Annotated in this window: 23 protein-coding genes and 1 tRNA gene; 17 read left to right on the top strand and 7 right to left on the bottom strand. The window is 50.0% G+C overall.

Features of this window, described 5'->3' with window-relative positions; translation table 11 throughout:
- The first annotated feature begins 26 nt into the window (after positions 1 to 26).
- The 3 genes from dnaG (at position 27) to XMM383_RS06705 (ending at position 4056) form a co-directional block, all read left to right on the top strand.
- Entirely contained in the window at positions 27 to 1943 is a 1917-nt protein-coding gene (dnaG, locus tag XMM383_RS06715; RefSeq protein ID WP_173494727.1) for a DNA primase, read from the top strand.
- Positions 1944 to 2084: 141 nt separating this feature from the next.
- Positions 2085 to 3917 carry an RNA polymerase sigma factor RpoD gene (gene rpoD / locus XMM383_RS06710; protein WP_173494726.1) on the top strand — a complete coding sequence of 611 codons (1833 nt, stop codon included), beginning with the start codon at positions 2085 to 2087 and terminating at the stop codon, positions 3915 to 3917.
- 62 nt (positions 3918 to 3979) lie between these two features.
- A tRNA-Ile gene (locus XMM383_RS06705) sits at positions 3980 to 4056 on the top strand.
- 659 nt (positions 4057 to 4715) lie between these two features.
- On the opposite strand, the gene XMM383_RS06700 is transcribed toward XMM383_RS06705, so the two are convergent.
- Together XMM383_RS06700 and XMM383_RS11870 are read right to left on the bottom strand one after the other, a co-directional pair.
- The gene (locus tag XMM383_RS06700) at positions 4716 to 5069 is read right to left on the bottom strand and encodes a hypothetical protein (RefSeq protein WP_173494725.1); all 354 of its coding nucleotides are present in this window, start codon (positions 5067 to 5069) and stop codon (positions 4716 to 4718) included.
- Between the two features lie 109 nt (positions 5070 to 5178).
- Positions 5179 to 5544 carry a type IV pilin protein gene (locus tag XMM383_RS11870; protein ID WP_371731651.1) on the bottom strand — a complete coding sequence of 122 codons (366 nt, stop codon included), beginning with the start codon at positions 5542 to 5544 and terminating at the stop codon, positions 5179 to 5181.
- 268 nt (positions 5545 to 5812) lie between these two features.
- Between XMM383_RS11870 and pilB the strand changes: the two genes are divergently transcribed.
- The 6 genes from pilB (at position 5813) to yacG (ending at position 11902) form a co-directional block, all read left to right on the top strand.
- Positions 5813 to 7528: a type IV-A pilus assembly ATPase PilB gene (pilB, locus tag XMM383_RS06690; protein WP_173494724.1), complete on the top strand. Its 1716-nt coding sequence runs from the start codon at positions 5813 to 5815 to the stop codon at positions 7526 to 7528.
- Positions 7529 to 7564: 36 nt separating this feature from the next.
- Positions 7565 to 8812, top strand: a complete 1248-nt coding sequence (locus XMM383_RS06685) for a type II secretion system F family protein (protein ID WP_173488528.1) — start codon at positions 7565 to 7567, stop codon at positions 8810 to 8812.
- A 630-nt stretch (positions 8813 to 9442) separates the two neighbouring features.
- Positions 9443 to 10657 carry a bifunctional glutamate N-acetyltransferase/amino-acid acetyltransferase ArgJ gene (gene argJ / locus XMM383_RS06680; protein ID WP_173494723.1) on the top strand — a complete coding sequence of 405 codons (1215 nt, stop codon included), beginning with the start codon at positions 9443 to 9445 and terminating at the stop codon, positions 10655 to 10657.
- Between the two features lie 21 nt (positions 10658 to 10678).
- The gene (gene mutT / locus XMM383_RS06675) at positions 10679 to 11077 is read left to right on the top strand and encodes an 8-oxo-dGTP diphosphatase MutT (RefSeq protein WP_173494722.1); all 399 of its coding nucleotides are present in this window, start codon (positions 10679 to 10681) and stop codon (positions 11075 to 11077) included.
- Positions 11077 to 11679, top strand: a complete 603-nt coding sequence (coaE, locus tag XMM383_RS06670; RefSeq protein WP_173494721.1) for a dephospho-CoA kinase — start codon at positions 11077 to 11079, stop codon at positions 11677 to 11679. Before mutT ends, coaE begins: the two co-directional genes overlap by 1 nt.
- A gap of 16 nt (positions 11680 to 11695) precedes the next feature.
- Complete coding sequence (gene yacG / locus XMM383_RS06665; protein ID WP_173480423.1) at positions 11696 to 11902, top strand: DNA gyrase inhibitor YacG; 207 nt, start codon at positions 11696 to 11698, stop codon at positions 11900 to 11902.
- 136 nt (positions 11903 to 12038) lie between these two features.
- Here yacG and XMM383_RS06660 read toward each other — a convergent pair whose 3' ends face one another.
- Together XMM383_RS06660 and nadC are read right to left on the bottom strand one after the other, a co-directional pair.
- The gene (locus XMM383_RS06660) at positions 12039 to 12245 is read right to left on the bottom strand and encodes a hypothetical protein (protein WP_173480424.1); all 207 of its coding nucleotides are present in this window, start codon (positions 12243 to 12245) and stop codon (positions 12039 to 12041) included.
- Positions 12246 to 12450: 205 nt separating this feature from the next.
- Complete coding sequence (gene nadC / locus XMM383_RS06655; RefSeq protein WP_173494720.1) at positions 12451 to 13290, bottom strand: carboxylating nicotinate-nucleotide diphosphorylase; 840 nt, start codon at positions 13288 to 13290, stop codon at positions 12451 to 12453.
- A 101-nt stretch (positions 13291 to 13391) separates the two neighbouring features.
- On the opposite strand from nadC, the gene ampD reads away from it, so the two are divergent.
- The gene (gene ampD / locus XMM383_RS06650; RefSeq protein WP_173494792.1) at positions 13392 to 13946 is read left to right on the top strand and encodes a 1,6-anhydro-N-acetylmuramyl-L-alanine amidase AmpD; all 555 of its coding nucleotides are present in this window, start codon (positions 13392 to 13394) and stop codon (positions 13944 to 13946) included.
- Here ampD and XMM383_RS06645 read toward each other — a convergent pair.
- Positions 13939 to 14655, bottom strand: a complete 717-nt coding sequence (locus XMM383_RS06645) for a 16S rRNA (uracil(1498)-N(3))-methyltransferase (RefSeq protein WP_173494719.1) — start codon at positions 14653 to 14655, stop codon at positions 13939 to 13941. The genes ampD and XMM383_RS06645 overlap by 8 nt on opposite strands.
- 75 nt (positions 14656 to 14730) lie before the next feature.
- Here XMM383_RS06645 and XMM383_RS06640 point away from each other — a divergent pair, with 75 nt between their 5' ends.
- Positions 14731 to 16065: an MATE family efflux transporter gene (locus tag XMM383_RS06640; protein WP_254443091.1), complete on the top strand. Its 1335-nt coding sequence runs from the start codon at positions 14731 to 14733 to the stop codon at positions 16063 to 16065.
- A gap of 255 nt (positions 16066 to 16320) precedes the next feature.
- On the top strand, positions 16321 to 17070 hold the full coding sequence (gene phbB / locus XMM383_RS06635; protein ID WP_173480427.1) for an acetoacetyl-CoA reductase: 750 nt from the start codon (positions 16321 to 16323) through the stop codon (positions 17068 to 17070).
- A gap of 110 nt (positions 17071 to 17180) precedes the next feature.
- Here the strand turns inward: phbB and XMM383_RS06630 are convergent, their stop codons facing one another.
- Positions 17181 to 17600, bottom strand: a complete 420-nt coding sequence (locus XMM383_RS06630; RefSeq protein WP_173494718.1) for a YchJ family protein — start codon at positions 17598 to 17600, stop codon at positions 17181 to 17183.
- An 81-nt stretch (positions 17601 to 17681) separates the two neighbouring features.
- Between XMM383_RS06630 and sbcB the strand changes: the two genes are divergently transcribed.
- The gene (gene sbcB, locus XMM383_RS06625; protein WP_173494717.1) at positions 17682 to 19127 is read left to right on the top strand and encodes an exodeoxyribonuclease I; all 1446 of its coding nucleotides are present in this window, start codon (positions 17682 to 17684) and stop codon (positions 19125 to 19127) included.
- Between the two features lie 9 nt (positions 19128 to 19136).
- Here the strand turns inward: sbcB and XMM383_RS06620 are convergent, their stop codons facing one another.
- Positions 19137 to 21881 carry an insulinase family protein gene (locus tag XMM383_RS06620; protein WP_173494716.1) on the bottom strand — a complete coding sequence of 915 codons (2745 nt, stop codon included), beginning with the start codon at positions 21879 to 21881 and terminating at the stop codon, positions 19137 to 19139.
- Positions 21882 to 22022: 141 nt separating this feature from the next.
- On the opposite strand from XMM383_RS06620, the gene XMM383_RS06615 reads away from it, so the two are divergent.
- Genes XMM383_RS06615 through XMM383_RS06600 form a run of 4 tightly spaced genes read left to right on the top strand, consistent with a single transcriptional unit; the run spans position 22023 to position 25890 of the window.
- On the top strand, positions 22023 to 22406 hold the full coding sequence (locus tag XMM383_RS06615) for a DUF6394 family protein (RefSeq protein ID WP_173480431.1): 384 nt from the start codon (positions 22023 to 22025) through the stop codon (positions 22404 to 22406).
- On the top strand, positions 22403 to 24097 hold the full coding sequence (locus tag XMM383_RS06610; RefSeq protein ID WP_173494715.1) for a TrkA family potassium uptake protein: 1695 nt from the start codon (positions 22403 to 22405) through the stop codon (positions 24095 to 24097). The genes XMM383_RS06615 and XMM383_RS06610 overlap by 4 nt, the downstream gene beginning before the upstream one ends.
- A complete protein-coding gene (locus XMM383_RS06605) occupies positions 24094 to 25008 on the top strand; it encodes a DMT family transporter (RefSeq protein ID WP_217361980.1) in 915 nt (304 codons plus the stop codon). Before XMM383_RS06610 ends, XMM383_RS06605 begins: the two co-directional genes overlap by 4 nt.
- Before the next feature lie 18 nt (positions 25009 to 25026).
- Entirely contained in the window at positions 25027 to 25890 is an 864-nt protein-coding gene (locus XMM383_RS06600) for a Tim44 domain-containing protein (RefSeq protein WP_173480433.1), read from the top strand.
- The last annotated feature ends 9 nt before the right edge of the window (positions 25891 to 25899 follow it).

The following is a 25899-nucleotide window of genomic DNA, read 5'->3' as shown; positions in this document are numbered from 1 at the left end:
CGCTGGAACAGACAGCGAGCAGTTGAATGTCAGGAAGAATTCCGCAGCACTTCATAGATGACCTTTTAGCGCGAGTAAACATCGTTGATGTGATCGATTCGCGTATCAAGCTTAAGCGTGCCGGTAAAAACTACTCCGCACTCTGCCCATTCCATAAAGAGAAATCCCCGTCGTTTTCGGTCAGTCCTGATAAACAGTTCTACTACTGTTTTGGTTGTGGTGCTGGCGGCAATGCGCTCGGTTTTGTTATGGAGTATGAAAAGCTCAACTTTCCTGAAGCGATTGAAGAGTTAGCGCGCACTGTTGGTGTGGATGTGCCTCGTGAGCATGACCGTCAGCGCGATGTGGCTTATGAGAAACAGGTCAAGAAACAGTTCGATCTGCTCGAGAGTGCTAACGCCTTTTACCAACAGCAGTTGCGCAATCATAGCGACAAAGCCAAAGCAGTAGCCTATCTGAAAGAGCGTGGCCTAAGTGGTCAGATCGCTGCGCGTTTTCAATTGGGTTATGCCCCTCCGGGTTGGGATAATCTGCAGAAACATATTGCCAAAGAGACTGAAGATGCTGATTCGCTGCTGCTAAAGTCCGGCATGATGGTTGAAAACGAAGAGCGCGGCCGTCGTTACGACCGTTTTCGTGACCGTATTATGTTCCCAATCCGTGATATGCGTGGCCGTACCATCGGTTTTGGTGGGCGTGTATTAACGGACGAAAAACCGAAATACCTTAACTCTCCAGAGACCGATACCTTCCATAAGGGCAAAGAGCTTTATGGCTTTTATGAGGCGCGTCAGCATACCGGCTCATTAGAGCGTCTGCTGATCGTGGAAGGCTACATGGATGTAGTGAGTTTGGCGCAGCACGGTTTAACCTGGTCGGTGGCAACCTTGGGTACTGCAACCACTGAAGCTCACCTCGAGCGCATCTTTAAGATAGTGACCGAAGTGATCTTCTGCTTTGATGGTGACGCCGCAGGGCGCCAAGCGGCTAAGCGTGCGTTGGATACCTGTGTTCCGGTCATGAAAGATGGCCTAACAGCCCGTTTTCTCTTCTTACCGGATGGTGAAGATCCCGACACACTGGTACGCAGTGAGGGCCTGGATGCCTTTACGGCACGAGTTGATGAGTCTCTGCCGTTCAGTGAGTATTTCTTTAAAGCGTTGAGTGACAATATCGATCTCACCTCGATGGATGGTCGAGCTCGCTTTTCGACTCAAGCACTGCCAAAAATTCGTAGCATGCAGACCTCAGTGCTGCAGCAGATGATGTTGGATCGGGTTGCCGAGATGACCGGCTTAACAATAGAACAGTTGGATACTATCGCTAACCTGCACTCCAAAGTGGAGACGATCGCGCCTGAGCCTGCCGCTCGACCCAAACCCTCGTATAAGCCAGAGTCGATGCCGGATTATGACTCGGGTGAGTATCAGCATCCGCGCTATTTCGAATCGGAGCCGAGCTACTCAGATTCTTACTCCTCTCAGACTTCACAAGCTTCAGGGCCGGTGAGATCGGGTATCAGTACTAAGATCAACTTGGTTAACTCTGCAATCTCGATACTGCTGCACCGTCCTGACTTAGCGCATCAGGTGGTTCAGGCGACTGAATTGGAAGGGCTCTACGTTGAGAATATATCGCTGCTTAGGCAGTTGCTCAGCTACCTGCAGACCACTCCCGATGCTAGCCTAGGTACGCTGCTGTTGGATTGGCAGCGTGACCCAGAAATGGCGCCCAATCTGCTAATGCTCAATGAGATCTCACAGGTCGATCCAGTGCTCGACAATGTCGATGCCAAGGTGTTGCTGGATGATGCCATGGGGCGCTTATTATCACGTAAATACGAGCACGAATTGGCTGAATTGACACGTCTCTCGCGTGAGCGACCACTGACTAACGAAGAGAAACAACAGCTGGCGCAACTCTTGGCGCGTAAGGCCTTGTAAACCCTTCGCTCTGTCCCCATTTATAAACTATTAATAACCCTGCCGTTAATCCGTCTTTAACTGGCAGAGGTTGAACTTTTTAGCTATACTTCGTCGCTTGCAATTTTTGCGCGCCCAACGTGGCTAGACACAGGATTTTAAATGTCTGACAACACTGAACAGCAGCAATCACGCCTTAAGGAACTTATCGCTAAAGGTAAAGAACAAGGCTATTTGACCTACGCTGAGGTGAACGATCACCTCCCTGAAGATATCGCCGATCCCGATCAGGTAGAAGATATCATCCGCATGATCAATGACATGGGTATCTCTGTGTCTGAAGTTGCGCCGGATGCTGAGACCCTTCTAATGACCGATGGTGATGCAGGTGACGACACTGACGAAGAGGCGGTTGCCGCTCTTGCTGCAGTGGAGTCGGATGCCGGTCGTACTACCGATCCCGTGCGCATGTACATGCGTGAGATGGGTACCGTTGAGCTGCTGACTCGTGAAGGCGAGATCGAAATTGCGAAACGTATTGAAGAGGGTATCCGTGGTGTCATGGGTGCGCTTGCTCAGTTCCCAGGCAGTGTTGCCTTGGTGCTTGATGCCTACAAAACGACCGTTGAAGAGGAGGGTCGTTTAAGCGATTTGTTCAGCGGTTACATCGATCCTGATGCTGAAATCGCCAATAACAATCCTGTTCCTGAAGAGGAGGAGATTGAAGACGCAGACGATGATTCGGATGACGACGACAGCAACGATGATGATTCAGAAAAGGATCGTGGTCCAGACCCAGAAGAGGCGGCTGAACGTTTCGGTGCCATCGAAGAGGCTCTGGCTAAACTGATTAAAGCAGAGAGCAAAGGTCGTGATTCATCAGCATTTGGTGCAGCCCTTGAAGAGCTAGCACTGGTGTTTGCTCCCGTTAAACTGTCTCCACGCTACTACGATATGTTGGTTAGCCGTGTTCGTGGCTACATCGATCGTATCCGTACACAAGAGCGCAACATCATGCGTATGTGTACTCAGAAGTGCCGTATGCCGCGTGATCAGTTCATTAAAACCTTCCCAGGTAATGAAACTAATCCTGATTACTTCGATGATCTCGTTAAAGCGGGTAAGCCATACTCTGATGCGATCTCAGCAAGCCTAGATGATCTTAAACGTGCACAGCGTCGTCTGGTTGCCGTTGAAGAGGAGCTAAACATTGATCTAACCGAGATCAAAGAGGTTAACCGTCAGTTATCGATCGGCGAAGCGCGTTCACGTCGCGCGAAGAAAGAGATGGTTGAAGCCAACTTACGTCTGGTTATCTCGATCGCTAAGAAGTACACCAACCGTGGTCTGCAGTTCTTGGATCTGATCCAAGAGGGTAATATCGGCTTGATGAAGGCGGTTGATAAGTTTGAATACCGTCGTGGTTACAAGTTCTCGACCTACGCGACCTGGTGGATCCGTCAGGCGATCACTCGTTCGATTGCCGACCAAGCACGTACTATCCGTATTCCAGTTCACATGATCGAGACGATCAACAAACTGAACCGTATCTCGCGTCAAATGCTGCAAGAGATGGGTCGCGAAGCGACACCGGAAGAGCTGGCAGAGCGTATGGAGATGCCGGAAGATAAGATCCGTAAAGTATTGAAGATCGCTAAAGAGCCGATCTCGATGGAGACTCCAATCGGTGACGACGAAGATTCGAGCCTAGGTGACTTTATCGAAGATACAACGATGGACTCACCGATCGATTCAGCAACGGGTGAAGGCCTACGTGAATCGACTCGTGCTGTCTTGGCGGGTCTTACTGCTCGTGAAGCAAAAGTACTTCGTATGCGCTTTGGTATCGATATGAACACTGACCACACTCTAGAAGAGGTGGGTAAGCAGTTCGACGTAACGCGTGAGCGTATTCGTCAGATCGAAGCGAAAGCACTGCGCAAGCTTCGTCACCCAAGTCGTTCTGATCACCTACGTGGTTTCATCGACGAATAAATCTTTGATTTATAAGTTATTGCGCCCATAAAACCAGCTAGGTATTATGGGCGCGCTTCTTAGGGCCCATAGCTCAGTTGGTTAGAGCGCTCGACTCATAATCGATCGGTCGCAGGTTCAAGTCCTGCTGGGCCCACCACTTCCTCTAGCTCCAACGGCGATCCTCCAATCTCGATAGTGCCGGTGACTGGCTTCAGCCTGTCATCCGCAGGCAGAATTTAATGCCTATCTGGAAAACACCGGTATAGCAGATGTCAGGCTAAAGCCAGACACCGGTGCTAATAGCTAGATTCATACAAAAAATAATCGCGGCCTTTTCAAGACCGCTCCAACAGTGCCTGTTTCTAATCTCGTGCCAATTTGTCCACGTCCGATCGAGAGTGAGTACGATGGTTTTTCACGGTTAAGAGTTCAATCGGCTGAGGCCCGGATGGCCGAAGTCTGCAACGGAGGCAGGAGCCGACTTATTGCCATGGAAGGCATGTATTCCGTTAATGCAGGAGCAATTAACGGTTTGCAGTGTCCTATTGGACTTCAGTGAAAAATCATTGAACGGAGCGTGCCGCAGGCCGAGTGAGCGTGGTCAGTTTTTGCTTACTTTTTTCTGACAAAAAAGTAAGGCTGGTCGCCTTTAGGCGAGTAGAAAGCTTTTGATCTAGCTTTTAGCTCTGGTGACTGGCTTTAGCCTGTCATCTGCTATATCGGTGTTTTCCAGATTGTCTGAGAGTCTAACAGCGGATTACAGGCTGAAGGCCTGTCACCGAAGATCGCCTCATCTTCGATAAGGCTCCAACCGAACTACCGGCTACAAACAGCCCCACCAATCTGTACCCACTCATCATCATTTTGAATCTGCAGTACATCAAACACCTGAACCTCGGCCGGTTTGATGTCGTAGCGGGTCAGTAGTTGGCAGACGCGTTCGGCGTCGCTGTTGCGGTTTTGGCCGTTGGGTAGAACACCCACCCCTAAAATATGTCCCTTATCCCACCAGACAGGGCGAGCAGGGAAAGTGGGGTCTTTGGCGAGTTCCGTCTCAACTTGTGCACGAGTCTGCAGCGACACTTCCGGCTTGCCACTCTCAATGTAGTAGGTAACTGCAGCAGCTAAGATAATCAGAATCAGCAGGGTAAGACGCTTGTAGCTTTTCAAGGGGAGACCTCATTAATCAATTGAGGCGCAGTGTAGTATGAGGGGAGAGTAAGAACAACTCGACTAAAGAAAAAGGCCGCAGATGCGGCCTCTGAAAATTTATAAACTATTATTGAATAGAACAATTTCCAGATGATATGCCACCTACAAAACACGAAGCTGAGCTAGATGTTCCATTTACCTCAACTTTCAGTTCAGTAGTTGTATTAACTGCAGAGCTAGCCCACGTGCTTGTAGTCGAACCTGACCAGTCACACGCAAGTGCGCCTGTTGGTGCAGTATATTCATCACCTCTAGCTGTATCAATCAATAGTTTATTAGCTTGACCTTTAGCTTCAGCAAGACATGCATTGTTTCGAGAATCGGTTACATATTCATTATAAGCCGGCAATGCGATCGCAGCTAAAATACCGATGATTGCGACTACGATCATCAATTCGATTAGGGTGAAGCCCTTTTGTGTTTTCTTCATCATAAGAAACTCTCCAGTGAGTTAACTATTAAATACATTAAGCGGTACATCCTTTGTGCCACTTGAACCCTCCCTGAGGGCTTCTCAATCCGTTACCTTTAAAGTAGACCAGATTTGGGAAGTTCCAAGTAAAAATTAAAAAAAATATAAATTAATTTGAAAAACCCTGATTTGATTCACTTTTTTTCGTTTAAAGGTGCAGAATTCGATTTCTTTGCCATAATTAGGAGAGTTAATAGAGAATTTTTGACCCATTATTTAGGAATCATCTGTGCAGGCATCGAGTAACTTAAGCGGTTTAGCGAGGCGGTTGGTCAGTGACGGTGTGTTTTCTGCCGATACGGCGCAACAGGTCCTGCTTAAAGCGCGTGCCGAGCAGCGTTCGTTTATCTCCTACTTGATTGCCAACCGTATTATCAGTGCGCGTCGTGCCGCCAGTGCCGCTTCTGAAGAGTTTGGTCTTCCTGTATTGGATCTAGATGCGATCCCATTAGATGTAATCCCTAAAGATGTGGTCGACTCTAAGGTGATTGTTCGCCACCACGCACTGCCTCTGATGAAGCGTAATTCGCGTCTCTATGTGGCGATCTCAGACCCGACCAATATCAAAGCCCTCGATGAGATGCGCTTTACCAGCGGACTTCCGACCGAAGCGATATTGGTGGAAGAAGACAAGCTGACTCGCAAGATCGAGATGGTACTCGATTCCGAGGACAGTTCCGCCTCCCTTGGTGATCTGGGTGATAGTGACTTAGATAACCTCGAAGTGAGCGATACAGAGCTGCCGAAAGAGGAGAGCAGTGCCGAAGACGCCGCATCCGATGCTCCGATTGTTCGCTTTATCAACAAGATTCTGTTGGATGCCATCAATGGTGGTGCGTCCGATATCCACTTTGAGCCCTATGAGAAGAGCTACCGCGTCCGTTCGCGCATCGATGGTATCTTGCAAGAGGTCAGCTCGCCGCCTAGAAACCTGGCAGCGCGCCTCTCTGCGCGTCTTAAGGTCATGTCCAACATGGACATTGCTGAGCGTCGTGTGCCGCAGGATGGCCGTATCAAGTTGAAGATCTCAGCTAAACGCTCGATCGATTTTCGTGTGAATAGCCTTCCGACCCTCTGGGGTGAGAAGATCGTACTGCGTATTTTGGATCCCTCCAGTGCCAAGATGGGCGTTGATGCACTGGGTTTTGAGCCAGGTCAGCGTGAGCTCTACCTAGATACTCTGGCTCGTCCTCAAGGGATGGTGCTGGTTACCGGTCCCACCGGCTCGGGTAAAACAGTGACGCTCTACACCGGTTTGAACATCCTCAATGAAGAGGAGCGAAACATCTCCACCGCGGAGGATCCGGTCGAGATCAACATGGATGGGATCAACCAGGTCCATGTGAATCCAAAAGTGGGTTTAACCTTTGCCGAAGCGCTGCGCGCCTTCCTGCGTCAGGACCCTGATGTCGTCATGGTCGGTGAGATTCGAGACTTGGAGACTGCCGAGATCGCGATTAAAGCGGCTCAGACAGGCCACATGGTGTTATCGACCTTGCACACCAACTCGGCACCAGAGACACTGACGCGTCTACGTAACATGGGGGTCGCATCGTTCAATATCGCCACCTCAGCTACTTTGATTATTGCGCAGCGTCTGGCACGTCGACTCTGCACCGGCTGTAAAAAGCAGACCGATATCCCACATGAGACTCTATTAGAGCAGGGCTTTGAGGAGTCGCAACTGGCTGATTTGCATCTGTTTGAGCATAACCCAGAGGGTTGTTCGCGCTGTAACCGTGGTTACCGGGGGCGTGTCGGTATCTATGAGATGCTCGAAGTGACGCCGGCGGTGGCTGAGTGCATTATGGAGAATGGCTCGTCGCTCGACATCCTTGAGGTGGCGAAACGTGAAGGCTTTGCTACGCTTAGGACAGCAGGACTTAAAAAGGTTGCTGAGGGACTGACCAGTCTCGAAGAGATGAACCGCGTTATTAAGAACTGATCATTAATGCTTAATTATTTGATAGAAGTACTCTGAATGGCGAAGACCGCAACGCGAAAAAAATACAAAGAGCCAAAAATTCTGACCTTTGCTTGGACCGGTAAAGATAAAGCCGGTAACAAAAGTAAAGGGACCGTTGATGCGTTGACGCTCTCTGAAGCGAAGATCCAGTTGCGTAAGCAGGGGATCAACTACGACAAGGTCAAAAAACAGAGCGTTTCGATCTTCTCCAACAAAGATAAACCGATTAAACCGATCGATATTGCCTTTTTCACACGTCAAATGGCCACTATGATGCGCTCGGGCGTTCCGCTGTTACAGGGTTTGGATATCGTCGGTCAGGGTGCTGAGAAGGCGAAACTGAAGAAACTGATTTACGATATTCGTGCGGATGTGAATGGTGGCTCGGACCTGTCCACTGCCTTGTCTCGTTTCCCGCAATATTTTGATGATCTCTACGTCTCCTTGGTCGCTGCTGGTGAGCAGTCGGGTTCCCTAGAGGCGATGCTGGATCGCTTGGCACTCTACAAAGAGAAGAGTGAAGCGCTTAAAGCCAAGATCAAAAAAGCACTGACCTACCCAACCGCGGTTATTGTGGTCGGTCTTCTAGTAACCGCGATTCTGTTGGTTAAAGTGGTGCCGGTGTTTGAGGATGTCTTCGGCAGCTTCGGTGCCGACTTGCCCGCCTTTACTAAGTTCGTGGTTAATCTCTCTGAGATCGCGCAAAGTTATTGGCTCTATGTGCTGGGCCTGCTGTTTGTCGGTGGCTACTTCTTCCGGCGCGGCATGATCCATTCGAAGAAGTTCAGAGACTCCGTCGAACGAGCCAGTCTTAAAATCCCAGTGATTGGTGGCATACTCTATAACGCAGCGGTTGCTCGATTTGCCCGGACACTGGCGACGACGTTCTCGGCGGGTGTGCCGTTGGTGCAGGCTCTTGAGTCCTGTGCGGGTGCCGCCGGTAACGTGGTGTTCCACGATGCCATCATGCAGATCCGCAATGGTATTGCTGCCGGACAATCCTTGAAAAATGCGATCAATATGACCGGTGTATTCCCCGTGATGACCGTTCAGATGGTCGCCATCGGTGAAGAGGCCGGTTCACTTGACTCCATGCTCGATAAAGTCGCCGAGTTCTTCGAAGCGTCCGTCGACAACGCCGTCGATAACCTATCCAGCCTGTTAGAACCGCTGATCATGGTGGTGCTAGGTACCTTGGTTGGTGGTTTGGTTGTTGCTATGTACCTACCGATCTTCCAGCTTGGACAGGTTGTAGGAGGATAGTTTTCTATCCTCCAGTGACAGGCTTCAGTCTGTCATCTGCTGGTAGATTTTAACCGGCGATCTGGAAAACGTTGAAAGAGTGGATGTCAGGCTAAAGCCAGACACCGCTGCTGTTGGCTAGATCCCCATTAATACCCATCGCGGCCTTTTCAAGACCGCTCCAACAGTGCCTGATTCGAATCTTGTGCCGATTTATCCCCGTCCGACTGAGAACGAGCACGGTGTTCTTTTTCGTTAAGACGTTGAAAGGATCGAGCCCCGGATGGGCGAGAGTTTCAGCGCCTGCACGGAGCAGGCTTAGAAACACGACGTTTTGTATGCAGATGATGCAGGTGCAAATCATCTGTCTGAAATGTGCCTTTCGATGTTAGAAAAAGAGTATCGCGCGCAGTGTGCCGAAGGCCGAAGGAGCGGGGTGTGTTTGATCCACAGGATGTGGTGAATGCCGAAAGTGCAGGAGCACACTTTCGGCCCTGCTTCTTCTTTGCTCACACAAAGAAGAAGGCTAGCCGACGCTAGTCGGATAGATTGCCCTTGATCTTCCCAAAACAACAACACAAAAATAGTTAGCTGGCACAGATCAAACCCATTAAAATAATGGCCTATTATTTTAACTCCGAGGAACTCTCCATGGCTGTCGGTCCTGACACTCTTCCTACGCTCCACCCTGTTGCAGGTTTCAAAATTGGTATTGCCAGTGCGGGCATTAAGAAGCCTGGGCGTCGCGATATTGTGGTGATGGAGTTTCCAGAGAGTGCATCAGTGGCCGGTGTTTTTACTAAGAACGCTTTCTGTGCGGCCCCTGTTCATTTAGCGAAAGCCAATATGGCGACGGGTCAGGTGCGTTACTTGGTCACTAACACGGGTAATGCGAATGCCGGTACTGGTGAGCAGGGGATGATGGATGCTAAAGCGGTCTGTGCAGAGCTTGCACAGCGCGCGGGTGTTGCCGAGTCTCAGGTGATGCCCTACTCAACGGGCGTGATCGGTGAGCCTCTGCCTGTCGATAAGATCGTTGGTGCATTAGATGCGGCATTAGCCGATCTTAAAGAGGACAACTGGTTGGATGCTGCTTGGGGCATTATGACGACCGATACCCGTGCTAAAGCAGCCTCTGAGCAGATCGAAGTGGATGGCAAAACCATCACGATTACCGGCATCTCCAAAGGTGCAGGGATGATCATGCCAAACATGGCGACAATGCTCGGCTATGTGGCGACCGATGCCGAGATTGATCAGGTCTTGTTGCAGTCGTGGATGAGTGCTGCGACGGAACGATCCTTTAACCGCATCACTGTCGATGGCGACACCTCGACAAATGATAGCTGTACTCTGGTTGCGACGGGTGCTTCTGGGGTTCGAATAGAGGCGGACAGCGCTGCAGCAACGGCCTTTGTTGAAGCCTTTAACCGTATTATGTTGCAACTCGCTCAGTTGATTGTGCGTGATGGCGAGGGCGCAACGAAGTTTGTTGAGATCCGTGTCGACTCGGCTGAAACGTCAAAAGAGGCGTTGGATGTTGCTTACACCATTGCTCATTCGCCACTGGTGAAAACCGCTCTATTCGCCAGTGACCCTAACTGGGGCCGTATCTTGGCCTGTGTGGGTCGTGCCGGCATTGAAAACCTTGATCTGGACGCGCTGCAAATCTACTTAGGCGATGTCTGCATTGTCGAGAAAGGTGGTCGAGCGGCTAGTTACACCGAAGAGCAGGGGCAGGCTGTGATGAATGAGGAGGATATTCTGATTCACGTGGTGCTCAACCGAGGTAGTGCGAGCGAGACAGTTTGGACGACTGACCTTTCGAAAGAGTACGTGTCGATCAATGCTGACTACCGTTCATAAGAGATTGTTGAAAGACTCGCTATGAAACAGATACTGGTTGCCGCCGCTGCAATATTGAATCCACAAGGCCAACTGCTGATTGCCAAGCGCCCCGATGACAAGCATCAAGGCGGGCTTTGGGAGTTTCCGGGCGGTAAGGTAGAGACCGATGAAACGGTTGAGACAGCACTTAAGCGTGAACTGCTAGAAGAGATCGGTATTGAGATTGTGAAGTGTGAGCCTCTGGTCCGCATTGAGCACGACTACAGTGATAAATCTGTGGTCTTAGATGTCTGGGTGGTCAGCTCATTCAGTGGCGAGGCTTCCGGTTTAGAAGGCCAACCCATTGAGTGGATCAACCCTGTTGAGATGGACTCCTACCAATTTCCAGAAGCAAATCTGCCGATTATCGCCGCACTGAAAACGAGATTGGGCCTCTAATGCCTCCGTTTATTTTGGGGCTAACTGGCGGCATAGCCAGCGGTAAAACGGCCGCCGCTGATCGTTTAGAGTCCCTAGGTGCGACACTTGTGGATACCGATCTTATTTCGCGCGAAGTGGTGGAGACTGGTCAGCCGGCGCTGACTCAGATTGAACAGCACTTTGGGCCTGAAGTGATTCAAGATGATGGCCAGTTGAATCGTGCGGCACTGCGTGAGAGGGTCTTTAAAGATCCTAATGAGCGTCAGTGGTTAGAGGCTTTGTTGCACCCACTGATTCGTCAAACCACTATGGAACGTGCCTTAAACGCCGAGACCCCAATCGCGTTGGTGGTTGTACCCTTGCTGTTTGAGAGCGGGCACTACCAAGAGATTGATGCATCGCTAGTGATCGATGTGCCGGTCGAGGTACAACGACAGCGAACCTTGAGTCGTGACGGTGTCAGTGAAGCGCAGGTCGACTCGATTCTTGCCGCTCAGATGGATCGTCAATCTCGAATTGATCGGGCCGATTATGTGATCAGCAATACTGGCACTCTGGATGAGCTTTATTCTCAGGTGGATGCGCTCTATTATCAGTTGATCACCCAACCAAAGACATAATCCTACAGGAGCCCCCGTGAAAGTTAAATGTCCCACCTGCGAAAAGAAGGTCGAGTACTCCACCGAAAACAAGTACCGCCCATTCTGTTCAGAGCGCTGTAAGTTGATTGACCTAGGCGAGTGGGCAAGCGAAGGGTACAAGGTTGCGACACAGCCGGATATTGAGGATTTCAGTTCGGGTATGAGTCCGGAAGAGTTTGAACATACACCGACTCGGCATTGAGTTTGTTGGCAAACTCATTTAAAGCCAGAACTTTCTAATCGCCTAAAGGCGATCAACCTTACTTTTTGGTCAGCAAAAAGTAAGCAAAAACTGACCACGCTCACTCGGCCTGCGGCACGCTCCGTTCAATGATTTTTCACTGAAGTCCAATAGGACACTGCAAACCGTTAATTGCTCCTGCATTAACGGAATACATGCCTTCCATGGCAATAAGTCGGCTCCTGCCTCCGTTGCAGACTTCGGCCATCCGAGCCTCAGCCGATTGAACTCTTAACCGTGAAAAACCATCGTACTCACTCTCGATCGGACGTGGACGAATCGGCACGAGATTTGTATCTGTCACTTTGTTGGAGCGGTCTTGAAAAGGCCGCGATTGGTATGCAATAAAATTTTTTAAAAAACACCAGTGACTCGCTTCAGCCTGTCATCTGCTTTATCGGTTTTTTTCAGATAGGTAATAAATTCTAACGGCGGATGACAGGCTGAAGCCAGTCACCGGCACTATCGCGACCTCTGCGAGATCGCTCCTACGATATTACTTATCTGAACTAGACCAACCGCATTGATAGATCAATCGCGCGGCAGTGCTTGGTGAGCGCGCCAATCGAAATGTAGTCGACTCCGGTTTCGGCGTAACTCACCAGGGTGTCGTCGGTGATGTTGCCGGACGCTTCCAGTTTGGCTCTGCCATCAACCAAGGCAACCGCTTCGCGCATCTGATCGGGAGTGAAGTTATCGAGCATGATGATGTCTGCACCCGCTTCTAGGGCTTGGTTTAACTCGTCAAAGCTTTCGACTTCGACCTCCACCGGTTTGCCTGGGTGGTTGGACTTGGCTTGTGAGATGGCGGATTCAATGCCGCCGGCCGCTAGAATGTGATTCTCTTTGATTAGAAACGCATCAAACAGACCGATGCGGTGGTTGTAGCAACCGCCGCAGGTGACGGCGTACTTCTGTGCCAAACGCAGCCCCGGAAGTGTCTTGCGCGTATCTAAGAGTTTAACTGGGGTGTTGGCGACCTTGTCAGAGTACTGTTTGGCGAGGGTGGCAGTGCCTGATAACGTTTGAAGGAAGTTCAGTGCTGCGCGCTCTCCGGTCAATAGGCTTCTGGCCGAACCTTTTAGAGTGAAGAGCAGTGTGTTCGGTGCGACGGAGTCCCCATCTGCCACTTTCCAATCTACCTCTACGGTCGGATCGACCTGCTTAAAGACCTCATTGACCCAAGCACTGCCGGCAATCACCGCTTGATCGCGTGAGATGATCTCGGCATTAGCCTGTTGGCTCTCTGGGATCAATTCCGCCGTGATGTCACCTGTACTGACGTCCTCTTCAATTGCAAGACGGACATTCGCTTCAATGGTGGGCTTTAGGGTTTCTAGCGTTAGCATCGACAGGGACTCTTCGGGTAATATGATTTGAGCAGGTATTGTACGTGATCTTACCTCCATCGCCACTGTTAGCGGGGTTCAATTTGTCAGTTAGTTTCAGTATCGATCGACCTTCAGGCCGGCTCATAGGCGCCGACTGGATCGCCTCGCCCAATTGTAATGAGCGACCGAGTGATGAGATCTCACTGTTGGTGATTCATAACATCAGCCTGCCTCCAGGACAGTTTAATACTCAGGCGGTAGAGCGCTTCTTTTGTAATGAGTTGGACTGCAGCGAGCACCCCTACTACCAACAGATAGAGGGGTTAGAGGTCTCTGCCCATCTGCTTATAGAGCGGACGGGGCGTGTGGTTCAGTTTGTACCATTTAACAAGCGTGCATGGCATGCGGGGCAGTCCAGTTTTGATGGACGCGAACAGTGTAATGATTTCTCGATTGGCATTGAATTGGAAGGGAGCGATGATCAACCCTTTACCGATCAGCAGTACGACCAATTGGTTCAGATCACTGAGCAACTGCTGACCCACTACCCGCTGATTACCCCACACCGAATCACCGGCCATAGTGATATTGCGCCGGGACGTAAAACCGATCCGGGTCCCTGTTTCGATTGGGATCGTTATTTAAACGCCCTTGGATCTCTGCCAGCTAACTAATGGGAAACAGTCGCGACAGTAACACGGGCACAGCAGTCTCGACCCGTAAAATCCGCTCCCCAAGGTGAATAGCCTCTAGCCCCTGTTGCTGCATCAGATCGACTTCGTAAGGGATAAATCCGCCTTCAGGACCGACTGCTATCAATGTCTCTTTATCTGATGGTTCAGGGCAGAGTGAAGCGTTGTAGGGGTGGGCGATCAGTGCGCGTTTCCCATTAACCAGCGCTGGCAGTTCATCCTCAACAAAGGGTTTAAATCGTTTACGGATATGCACTTTGGGCAGTTTTGTGTCGCCAGCTTGCTCTAGACCCAGAATCAGATGTTCGCGGATCGAGTCTTCTGACAGGACAGGCGTTGACCAGTAGCTCTTATCGACGCGATAGGCGTTGATCAGGTAGATCTCTTTTACCCCCATGGCGGCTAGGGTTTGAAAGGTCCGTTTCAACATTTTTGGACGGGGTAGGGCCAGTAGTAGAGTCGCTGGCAGTGGTTTGGGGGGCTTTTTTTGAAGGTCAACCTTAAGGGATACCGACTCAGAATCGATCTGATCCACTCTGGCTGAGCCAATCAGTCCATTCAGTTCGCCAGCTCTTAGGGTGTCGCCGACCTCTAGTTTTTGTACTTCAAGCATGTGGCGGTGACGACGGTCACTGATGCGCACCTCAGTTGAGGAGGTGAAATCCTCTTTTTCTAGAATCAGTAAATTCACATTAAGCCCTGACAAATTTTGTAATAGTGTACTGCAAAGCTGGGTGTGCGTGGGAACCTAGGTTATAGTGCCCGCATGTCTAAAGCTGCAGATCTGACTAATGACCCGATAAGACCGACACTGGTGCGCATGACCGTGCCGATGATGTTCGGCATGATCAGTCTGATGCTGTTTAACTTGGCAGACGCTTGGTTTGTCGGTCGCTTAGGCACTTGGCCGCTGGCGGCACTGTCCTTTACCTTTCCGATTAGCTTCTCGCTGACCAGTCTGGCCATCGGTCTTGGTGTGGGGACTTCTGCAACTCTAGCTCGCCTGATCGGTCGCGGTGAGAAACAGCGAGTGGCACGTTTAGCGACTGATAACCTACTGATGGCAGTTTTGATTACTGCTGTGGTGGGCTTTATCGGGCAGTTTCTTTTGATTCCTATCGTAGAGTTGATGGGGGCTGCTGAGTATCTGATCCCTTATATAGACGCATACATGTCGGTCTGGTTCTTTGCGGCCATCTTTATGGTTCTGAACATGGTCTGTAACAGCACCTTCCGCTCGATGGGTGATACTCGCACCTCAGCCGCGCTGATGTTGGGCTCTTCAATTCTCAACTTTATCCTGGATCCCATCCTGATTTTTGGTTGGGGCGCTATTCCTGCGATGGGCATACAGGGTGCTGCCATTGCTAGCTTAATCGCTTGGGCGATCACCTCTGTGTTAGCGATTTGGGTGCTGTTCGTTCGTAAAAAGATGATCCTGCTGGGAGTACTAGACCCCAGTGTGTTGTTTAAAAATTGGCGTTCAGTCCTAAAGATCAGTCTGCCCGCGGCTCTGTCAAATATGATGACGCCGCTGGCTAACGGGATTTTGACAGCGATTGTTGCGCAGCATGGTGCAGCTGCGGTTGCAGCGTTTGGGGTAGGCAGTCGTATCGAATCTCTGGCCCTACTGGTCTGTTTGGCCTTGTCGATGACGCTGCCACCTTTCATAAGTCAGAACTTAGGTGCGAAACAGATCGCGCGTGTTAAGTCTGCCTACAGTGATGCGGTGTTCTTTGCATTGAGTTGGCAGTTGTTGATCTACCTGCTGTTAGCCCTTGGTGCAGGGCTTTTAGTGCCACTGTTTACTAACGACTCTGAGGTTGGTCGCTGGTTGGTTCTCTGGATGTTGATTGTACCGCTGGGCTTTGGATTTCAGGCGACTACTTTCCTCAGCTCGTCCAGCTTTAATGCTCTGCATCTACCTTATCATGCGATGCGTGTCAGCATCGTTCGACTCTTTCTCTTCTACATTCCACTCGGCTGGCTAGGTAGCACCCTGTTCGACCTTAAAGGGCTCTTTATCGGCCTAGTGGTAGCGAATGCGCTGACGGCGCTGTTCGCTTGGTTCTGGATGATCCGGACCCTAAAAAGGGTCTAATCAGACGTCATACCACTGTCATCTCTCTGGTTTAAATTGATCCACTACTTTGGTTCATTGTCTGACATTAAAACTTGTCAGGTTCTAAAAAGTAGAGTAATTACTTATCTAACGTAGGGTTTTTAAAGCCTCCATGGTCTATGTTTTTCCATTTCTTGTTTGCAGAGAGTGGAACGCAGAACGCAAAAAGAGAGGCCAATTCCCTGCATATCAATCGCCTCATTGAGAGTCGATCACAACACAAGGGTGAATAATATGAGTCAAAAAGTCGCACTTGTTACTGGTGGTACCGGTGGCTTGGGTGTCAGCATCTGTCGCAAATTGGCTGATGCTGGTTTTAAAGTCGTTGCTGGCTACAACTCAGGTGGTAATCACGAGAAAGCCAAAGCTTGGCAAGAGGAGCAACGCAAAGATGGCTACGAGATCGAAGTCGCTTACGGTGATGTCACTAATGCTGAGTCTTGTGCTGAGTGTATTGCGACGGTTGAAAGGCTAACTGGTGGTTCAGTTGATGTCCTAGTCAACAATGCGGGTATTACTCGCGATGGTCAGTTCAAGAAGATGAGCTGGGAACAGTGGGACGAAGTACTTAGCGCCAACCTCGACAGTATGTTCCACATGACACGCCTAGTGATTAACCCAATGCTTGAGAAAGGCTTTGGTCGTATCATCAATATCTCCTCTGTGAATGCGCAGAAAGGTCAGTTCGGTCAGGCAAACTACTCTGCAGCTAAAGCGGGTATCCACGGCTTTACCAAGGCGCTGGCGCAAGAGGTGGCTGCTAAAGGGATTACCGTCAATACGGTGTCACCTGGTTATATCCTAACTCCAATGGTGGCTAAGATTGATCAGGCAATTCAGGATAAAATTACCTCAACGATTCCGGTTAAACGTTTCGGTACACCGGATGAGATCGGTCGCACGGTAGCCTTTATTGCGGACGAAGAGTCGGGTTACATGACCGGTGCGGACTTCTCAGTGAACGGTGGTCTACACATGTTCTAATCCCTCTCTAATGCCTATCTAATAGCTTTAGGGATTAATCGATGTCAGACGCTATTTTGCTTAACAGGCCCACTCAATGGCCAAGCAGGTGCGTCTGACTTCTCTTTCACTTAATTGACTTCTACTTCACCATCCACATAGATCCATTTTTCTGCGTCGCGGCGAAAATTGGATCGTTCGTGCAGCACCCCAGCTCGTCCATCGGCCGATTTAAAGTGAGCATTGAACTCGACCTGTCCTTTTTGATGCAGAGGTCCACCCTCATGCGTATCCAGTATCTCCAGTTTCACCCACTCGGTTGAGCGAAGCTCTTGTGCCAGCATGTTCGCTTCACCTGGTGAGCGTCGCTCTGGCGCTAAAGTATCGATCAGATAGTCCACAGCACCGACAGAGAAAGCGGTGTAGCGTGAGCGCATCAGCTTTTCAGCAGTGGGTGCGACTGCGATGCCGGCTAGATAGGGTTGGCAGCACTCTGAAAAGGGGGCGCCACTGCCGCAGGGGCAGTTTGATTCAGTAGGATTGTTTAGCATTTTTAGAACTCTCTTAGCCAGAATGGAAAGGGCCTGTTACTCTTAACGCTATTATCAGCAATTTTCATCAAGGATGCGAAGATGAGTGCGCAAAACGAGACGTTTTTTTGGCACGACTACGAGACCAGCGGAACCGATCCACAACGAGATCGTCCCATGCAATTTGCTGGTATTCGGACCGATGCCGACCTCAATATCATTGAGGATCCTGTGATGATCTACGCTCGTCCTGCCGATGATATGTTGCCGCACCCGATGGCCTGTTTGATTACCGGGATTACGCCACAAATTGCCTTAGAGAAAGGGGTCAGTGAAGCCGAGTTTATCGCTAGGATTCATGCAGAGTTGGCTCGACCAGGTACCTGCGGTGTCGGTTACAACTCAATCCGCTTTGATGATGAGGTGACGCGAAATACCCTCTATCGCAATTTCTACGATCCCTATGCGCGTGAGTGGCAAAATGGCTGCTCTCGTTGGGATATCATCGACATGTTACGTCTCACTCGCGCACTTCGTCCCGATGGAATCGTTTGGCCTAGCTACGAAGATGGCACGCCGAGTTTGCGTCTGGAAGATCTGACCAAGGCTAACGGCATTGAGCATGGTAGTGCCCACGATGCGCTATCTGATGTCTATGCCACCATTGCGATGGCCAAGCTGGTTAAAGAGAGACAACCCAAGCTGTTTGATTATGTGATTCGTCATCGCTCCAAATTGGCGATTCAAAAACTGATCGATCCGCAAAGCATGAAGCCGGTGTTACACGTCTCATCACGTTACCCGGTAGAGCAAGGCAATATGGCGGTTGTTGCCCCGATTGCGGTGCACCCAACCAACAAGAATGCCAGCATTGTTTGGGATCTACGACACGACCCAGCCCCGCTTTTTGAACTGACTGCCGAGCAGATTAAACAGAATCTCTATCTCCCGCGCGATCAGCGTGATGAGAATACCCCTAAATTAGCTCTGAAGTTACTGCATGCCAATCGTTGCCCGATTGTGGCACCGGCCAACATGTTGCGCGGTGATGAACCGGCAAAATTTTCCATTGATGGCGATCAATGTCGGGCGCATTTGGCGCTATTGCGCAATGAACCTAATCTCCGAGAGAAACTGATGGCGGTTTACCAAGAGGATCGCGATGCGATTGCTGACCCTGATCTGCAGATCTACTCAGGTGGCTTCTTCTCCAATGATGACAAAAAATTTATCGATCGCGTGCGTGAGGCGGATGAAGAGAGCTTGTACGAATTACAGCTGCCGTTTCAGGATCCCCGTCTAGAGGAGATGTTACTGCGTTATAAAGCTCGAAATTTCCCAGAAACCCTAACCGATGAGGAACAGTTGAGTTGGGAGGAGTTTCGAGCGCAAAAGCTACTGAAAGGCACCGGTGGTTACCTCACCTTTGAAGCACTCTATGCAGAGCTGAATCGCATTGCTGAACTACCGGAGACTACGGCTGAGGAAAGGGCGATATTGGAAGATATCGCCCTCTATGCGGAGTCGATCTACCCCTTTGAACCTTAGAGAGTATGACTAAGATTGCTCAGGGTTAGCCTCTATCCAAAGTTTACGTTCAAGCAGCTGATCTGCGCGTTTGAGTATCTGCTCAGGCGTCAGATGGTCTAACGCGGTTAGAAGCTGCTCTCTGGTATCAAAGTTTAGGTTGTCACGATCAATCTCTCGCCAGAGTCTTTCAGTCTCATCCGCCAACCGCTTGGAGGGTGACGCAATTCGCGAGCGCAGACTTGCTCGATACTGTTCGATGTTTTGCTCTAGCTCTGCTGCTAACCCTGCACGCCAACCCGATAAGAAATCACTATAAGCCTGTTTCAGCGCTTGCGAATCAGCCGTCGGAGATTGCACGGTCAAACCGACTCCGGGTGTTTCACCTATAGGTAGAAGGTTTGTAAAGACCACATAGCCCAGTTGCTGCTCTGTTCTCAGCTGAGTGTAAAACGGTGTCGACAGAAGCTCGTTGATCAGAGCGGTTTCCACGCGTGCTTGAGCCGTGTCACTGTCCGCCTGAAGGTAGAGCAGCAGTGCGGAGTCGGTATGAGCGACCGAGATCGATTTAGTTGTCTCTCCATCATCTAGGCTGTTCGCTTTGATCGGGTTCACATTAGCGGGTTTCATCGCAGACAGTGCTGAGTGAACGGTTGAGCTGATCAGCTCGGCTTGTTCACGACTGATATTACCGTGGATAAACAGTTTTAACTGACCTTCAGCAAGCAGTTTCTCTCTCTGCTTGGAAAGATCAGCCAGTGTCATCGAATCAATTACCGCCAGTTTCTCTTCACTGCTCCAGCTATTATCCAATAACTCTTGGTAGAGCAGGGCAAAGGTTCGGTTGTAGGGTTTCTCTTTAAGGCTGTTGGCAAGATCCTCTTTAAGGTTCTGCTTCAATCGAGCAAACAACGCCTCATCCTGCAAAGGCATACTCAGAGACCTGAGCAGTGTTTCTAACAGACGATCCAGACGCTGGTTGTAGCCACTCACTTTAATGGATAGGCCTCGCAGGTGAGGGTAGATCTCGGCGTTCAGTCCAGCCAGTGCGGCATCGTAGAGCGCTTCGTTGAGCTGTTCATTGATCATGTCGGTCAACAGTGAATTGGCGACGGATGCGGCTGCATCAGGCTGAGCATTATTCGACAGTATCGCCAGATTGATTGCTCCTCTGGGCTGCTTGTAGCTGACATCAACCTTGTGCAGCGCAGTGAGATTACCCTCTTTAAAAACAGTCTCAGGCAACTCTGCTTGCGTCTCTTCGAGAAGATCGAACTGATCAGCAATATAGGGATTCAAGGGTTTAATGCTGAGGGCCGGAATGAGTTTTGGACTCTTCCAGCGCTCTAGAAGGGCGGAGTCGATCGTTTTAATGCTGTAGTCGATCTCATATCTAGGTTCTTGCTGATCGGTCTCAACCTGCTGTGAATAGAGGCCTAGCACTAAGTTGTCCGGCGTCATGTACGAGAGGTAGTCATTAATCAACGCGGCATCAAACTGATCAAAGGCGTAGGAGGCCCTGATCAATTCAGCCTCAGGGTAGTCCACCATCATCTTAGAAAGACGCATCACGTTGTGGATCGGTTCTGAACTCTGCTGGAATCGGAACTCATTCATCGCAAGAAGAGCTTGTTCATCAAAGAGTGACTGTTGAACACCGGCCTGTTTAATAAGCTCAAATTTGCTAAACACTGCCTCAATCACACGCTCTTTCTGCTCCAGACCTTTTAGGGTGAGATCGATATGGATATCAAAGGTCGATTGTTCGGGTTGATCGATGCCAATCCAAGCCCCGACGCTGTCGGCTAGACCTTCATCCTTAAGGTAAGAGAGGAGTGACCCTTTGCCCTCATAGCCGATTTGGTTTGCAATAAAGTAGAGCGGTTTTTTCTTCCAGTAACCTTCTCTGGGGGGAACAGGAAAAGTGAGCGTTAGTTGGCGGCTCTCTTTGAGGGTTTTGATGCGAATCTCACGACCTATCTCGTTCTCTGTGAACAGCGGCACCGCATCGCTGTAGGGCGTGGCGTTGCTGTTTTTAACCTTAGAGAAACGCTGAGTTACTAGCGTCTCTAGTTCGTCTAAAGAGAGCGGTGCGCTGACCACTAGTGTCATCAAATTGGCCGAGTAGTAACGGTTGTAAAAGTCGATCAAATCGGGGCGAATGGGGTTCTCTGGCGTGTTTTCCAGAGTATCGAGGTTGCCGACCGAAAACTGGGTCCAGTTGTGCTCTGGGTTCATCGCCTCTTTTTTAGCCACGTAGATGCGACGTCCATCATCCAGCCGTTTTGACTCGTACTCAGAGTGGACGGCATTTCGTTCACGATCCACGTAAGCCTCAGTGAAGAGTGGTGCTATGAAAAATTGAGCGAAACGATCGAGCGCTTCTGGGAACGCCTCTGCTCGGACATCAAAAAAGTAGTTCGTATCATCGTAGGCGGTGAAGGCGTTGTGGCTGCCGCCATTAGAGTTAATGAACGCTTGATAGGCGTCCGCCTCTGGGTATTTTTCGGTGCCTAAAAAGAGCATGTGCTCTAGGAAATGGGCCAGTCCTGCACGCTCCGGTGGGTTGGCGCTACTACCTACTTGTACATTCAAGGAGGCGGCTCCTTTGTCGCTCTGCATATCCGAGATCAGCAATGCTCTTAACTGATTGTCCAGTTCAAGAATTCGATACTCACGAGTGTCGTTGAGGCTTTTGATTACGTCGGCACCAACGATCGACGACAGTGATAAAAAAACGAGAAATAGAAGAGAAACGATCGATTTCTTGATCACGATGTGAAATACCCCCTAGATAAACAGTCACGATAAGTGTTAGCTTCAGTCATTAATATTAAGCCTAACTTAAACGTCGTTAAGATGTTGAACAGAAATACGTTTTAAGCTGACTAACTGGATTATTGGGAGCGCTTGTTGATGAACCGTGAAAAGGTTGTATTTGGATTCTTTATCATCTTAGCCCTGACGCTGAATGTCGGCTTTGTTCTTGGGGATATCGATAATCCTGCACATCATGAAGTGTTTGAGCTCTTTTTGGCCCTGGTAGTTAGTTTAATTTGTACGGTGTTGAAGTTTGGTGACCGCAGCCACCTTGGAGCACTGTTGCTGGCGACCAGTTTGGTTGCCGATTTGCAATTGATTGCAGCTGCGGTGGTCTGGGCCTATGCAGAGCAGATCTCGTCACTGGGAATGACGGATGGGACGATGGCGAGTATTGTGTCGCTTGCTGCTGGTGCACTGGTGGCGAATGTTGTGTCGGTGGTTCTGCTAGTGGTTGAGAGTGCGTCGATTCGTCGATGAATACACTGCTCTATATTCTACTTAGGCGGCTAAGACTGCCCCTGAGCGTTCTAATCGGCGTTTACGCCGTCTCTGTGCTTGGGTTTGTTTTAATACCTGGGCTTGATGATCAGGGTCAGCCTTGGCGTATGGATTTCTTCCACGCCTTCTACTTTGTCTCGTTTATGGGTTCCACCATCGGTTTTGGTGAGATTCCTTACCCATTCACCAGTGCTCAGCGGATGTGGACCCTGGTCTGCATCTACGCAACCGTCATTGCTTGGCTCTATGCCATCGGTGCCATGTTGAGTGTGCTGCAAGATCAAGGATTCTCGCGTCTGTTGCGCACTCGCCGTTTTGCTCATCAAGTTCGATCGATTCGAGAGCCCTTCTATCTAATTTGTGGCTTTGGCACAACGGGCCGAGATGTGGTGGCTGGACTGGAGCAACAGGGTATTAAATCGGTGGTCATCGATATCGATCAGAGCCGAATTGATGCTTTAGAACTTGAACAGTATTCACTGCCGGTGGTGGGTCTGTGTGCTGATGCCTCACTGCCGGAAAATCTCGATCTGGCTGGATTGCAGAACCCAAGTTGTCTGGGTGTGTTGGCCCTGACCAATGATGATAACGTCAATCTGTCGGTCTCGATTGCCAGCAAGCTGCTCTATCCGAAACGCATTGTGGTGAGCCGCAGCGAAAATGATACGACCACTGCCAACCTCTACTCCTTTGGCACCGATCTGGTAGTCGACCCCTTTAAGCAGTTTGCCGAGTATCTTGGCCTAGCGGCCCACAGTCCGCAAAAGCATCTTATCGTTGATTGGCTGATTTACTCAGAGCACCGCTCAATCGCATCAACCTATAAGCATCAATCGGGTCGATGGATTTTATGTGGCTATGGTCGCTTTGGTCGCGCGCTAGCCGGCTCCATGCGTGCCGAGGGGACAGAAATTACTTTAGTGGATCCTCATATGGATGGCTTCAGAGGCGAAGAGTCCGCAGCGGTAGTTGGTATCGGTACCGAGGCGTCTACACTGATTCAAGCGGGTGTTGAAGAGGCGGTGGGTATTATTGCTGGTACAGGTAATGATGCGGATAATCTGTCGATTATCATGACCGCTCGCGAATTAAATCCTAGGTTGCAGACGGTTGTTCGCCAAAACTTGGACTCTAATGAGTTAATTTTTGAGCGACTTAAAGCCGATTTTGTCATGAACCCAGGACGTACCATTGCCAGTCGCATTCTGGCTCATCTCCGTACACCCTTGCTAGCTGAGTTTTTAGACCAATCGATGGCGCTTGATGAAGTGGATGCCAGAGAGCTTATTCAGCGCCTCAATCGCTTGGTAGGTGATGGCCAGGTTCGCATTCAAGCCTTTACACTGGGCGATGAGACGCCTGCTGTAAAAGAGTGGATAGAATCTGGTCAGATCCTGACGTTACGATCACTACTCAAATCCCCAGCAGATCGAGCAAAGGAGCTGAAATGTTTGGCTCTGCTGGTGAAGCGTGGTGGTCAATTTATGATCGAGCCGGGTGAGCTGACTGAGCTGCAGTTGGGAGATCAGATCCTGTTTGCCGGGAGAGGGGCGGACCTGTCTCAACAGCGCTGGTTGTTTGAGAACGCTCGTACTCTCAATTACGTTGTGACAGGTGAAGAGCCGCATTACGGTCTGTTGAGTTATTTTGCTAAAGGAAATGCACGTTGATCGCCTATCTATTGTTGATCTTAACGCCACTATTTTGGGCGGGTAATCATGTCGCGGCTAAAGGAGTGGCTGATATTGCCGACCCACTATTGATGGCATTTTTACGCTGGGGACTCGCCTTTTTGATCCTATTGCCTTTCTGGCTGCCCAAAGCGATTCGACAGTGGCCGATTATAAAAGCGCATTTTCCACTGCTCTTTTGGTTATCACTCACCAGTGTCGGGTGTTTCAACACGTTCATCTATTTGGGGGTTGAGACGACCACCGCGACAAACACTACTTTGATGCATGCGATTATTCCCGTTCTAATTTTGTTGTTGAACCGGCTATTCTTCAAAGAGTCTGTGGGTGGGCTGCAGTGGTTAGGGATTGCGGCATCACTGATGGGAGTTCTGGTATTAATTACCCAAGGTGAGTTGCAGCGAATTGCCTCACTGCATCTTAACCCAGGGGATGTCTGGATATTGGCTGCGATTGTGACTTGGGCTCTCTATTCGATCACCTTAAAGTTCAAACCTAAAGAGCTAGAGCCGTTCACCTTTTTCGGGCTGTCGGTTTTGATTGGTTTGCTTGTGATCTTCCCATTCGCACTGTTTGAGCAGGGTGGCTTTGTCGTGCCGACTCTCGAGACGCCGGTCTGGGCGGTTGTGGTCTATATTGCTATCTTTCCCTCGATACTCTCTTACTCTTTCTGGAATCGTGGTGTGGCGCAGTTGGGAGCGTCGACCGCTGGGCTGTTTATCTATCTGATTCCGGTATTCGGTACCCTCTTGTCTATCTTGGTGTTGAATGAGACTATGCACAGCTTCCATTTAATCGGAATTGCCCTCATTGTGCTCGGCATCTGGTTGGCCGTCGTAAGACGAGTGATAGCAGGTATTCGACAAAACCGTACTAAAACCGTTAATTGATCTGAGGTTTATAAAATAATGAAACAACTCTTTACGCTCCTGTTTGCATTTTGTTTGGTGGCAGCTATTCCCCATCAAGCGGAGGCTAAACGTTTTGGTGGCGGTTTTAGCTTGGGCAAAAGCTACTCCATGCCTAAGAAGGCGGCTCCGGCTCCGACCAAACAGGTTGCCCCTTCTCAAACCGGATCAAAAACGGCACCGACCTCAACGGCAGGCGGTAAAGCGGGTATGGGTGGTTTAATGGGTGGACTATTGGCCGGCGGTATTCTGGGAGCTCTCTTTTTCGGTGGTGCCTTTGAGGGTATCCAGCTGATGGATATGCTGTTGATTGGTCTGGTCATCTTTATGCTGTTTAAACTGTTCGGGTCGCAAAGAAGGGCTGCTTATGCTGGCGCCTCTCAGGGAGGTTACGCCCCGAATGAAGTACCCATGGCTAGAAATGCTGAACAGGGATTGGGTGGTGCTTCAAACGCTTCAGGTATGAGCGCGACGTTCGCTAAGATTGATACGCCTGAGTGGTTTGATGAAGACGCTTTCCTGGCCGGCGCTAAGGATCACTTCAAAAATTTGCAGAGTGCATGGGATCGTCAAGATTGGCAGGAGATCTCTTCTTACACCTCACCAGAGCTATTGCAGTCGCTTAAAACCAATCGAATGGTGTTACCAGAAAACCAAGTAACTGAGGTTTTGTCAGTTGATGTTGAGTTGGCTAACTTCCAAACGCTGTTGGGTGAACACATTGTAAGCCTCTATTTTGAAGGTGAAATTCGTGAAAACGGTTCGGCCACCACTACACCGTTTGCAGAAGCATGGCACCTCAGTCGAGATGCGGATTTAGACTCTGGAAACTGGACTCTGGTCGGGATTGAGCAGGTTTCTTAAGTTTTTTTA

The sequence above is a fragment of the Marinobacterium sp. xm-m-383 genome, from assembly GCF_013283255.1.
Classification (GTDB): Bacteria; Pseudomonadota; Gammaproteobacteria; order Pseudomonadales; family Balneatricaceae; genus Marinobacterium_E.
The sequence above is the reverse complement of the archived record's forward strand: the minus strand, read 5'-3'. Positions and strand labels throughout refer to the sequence as shown.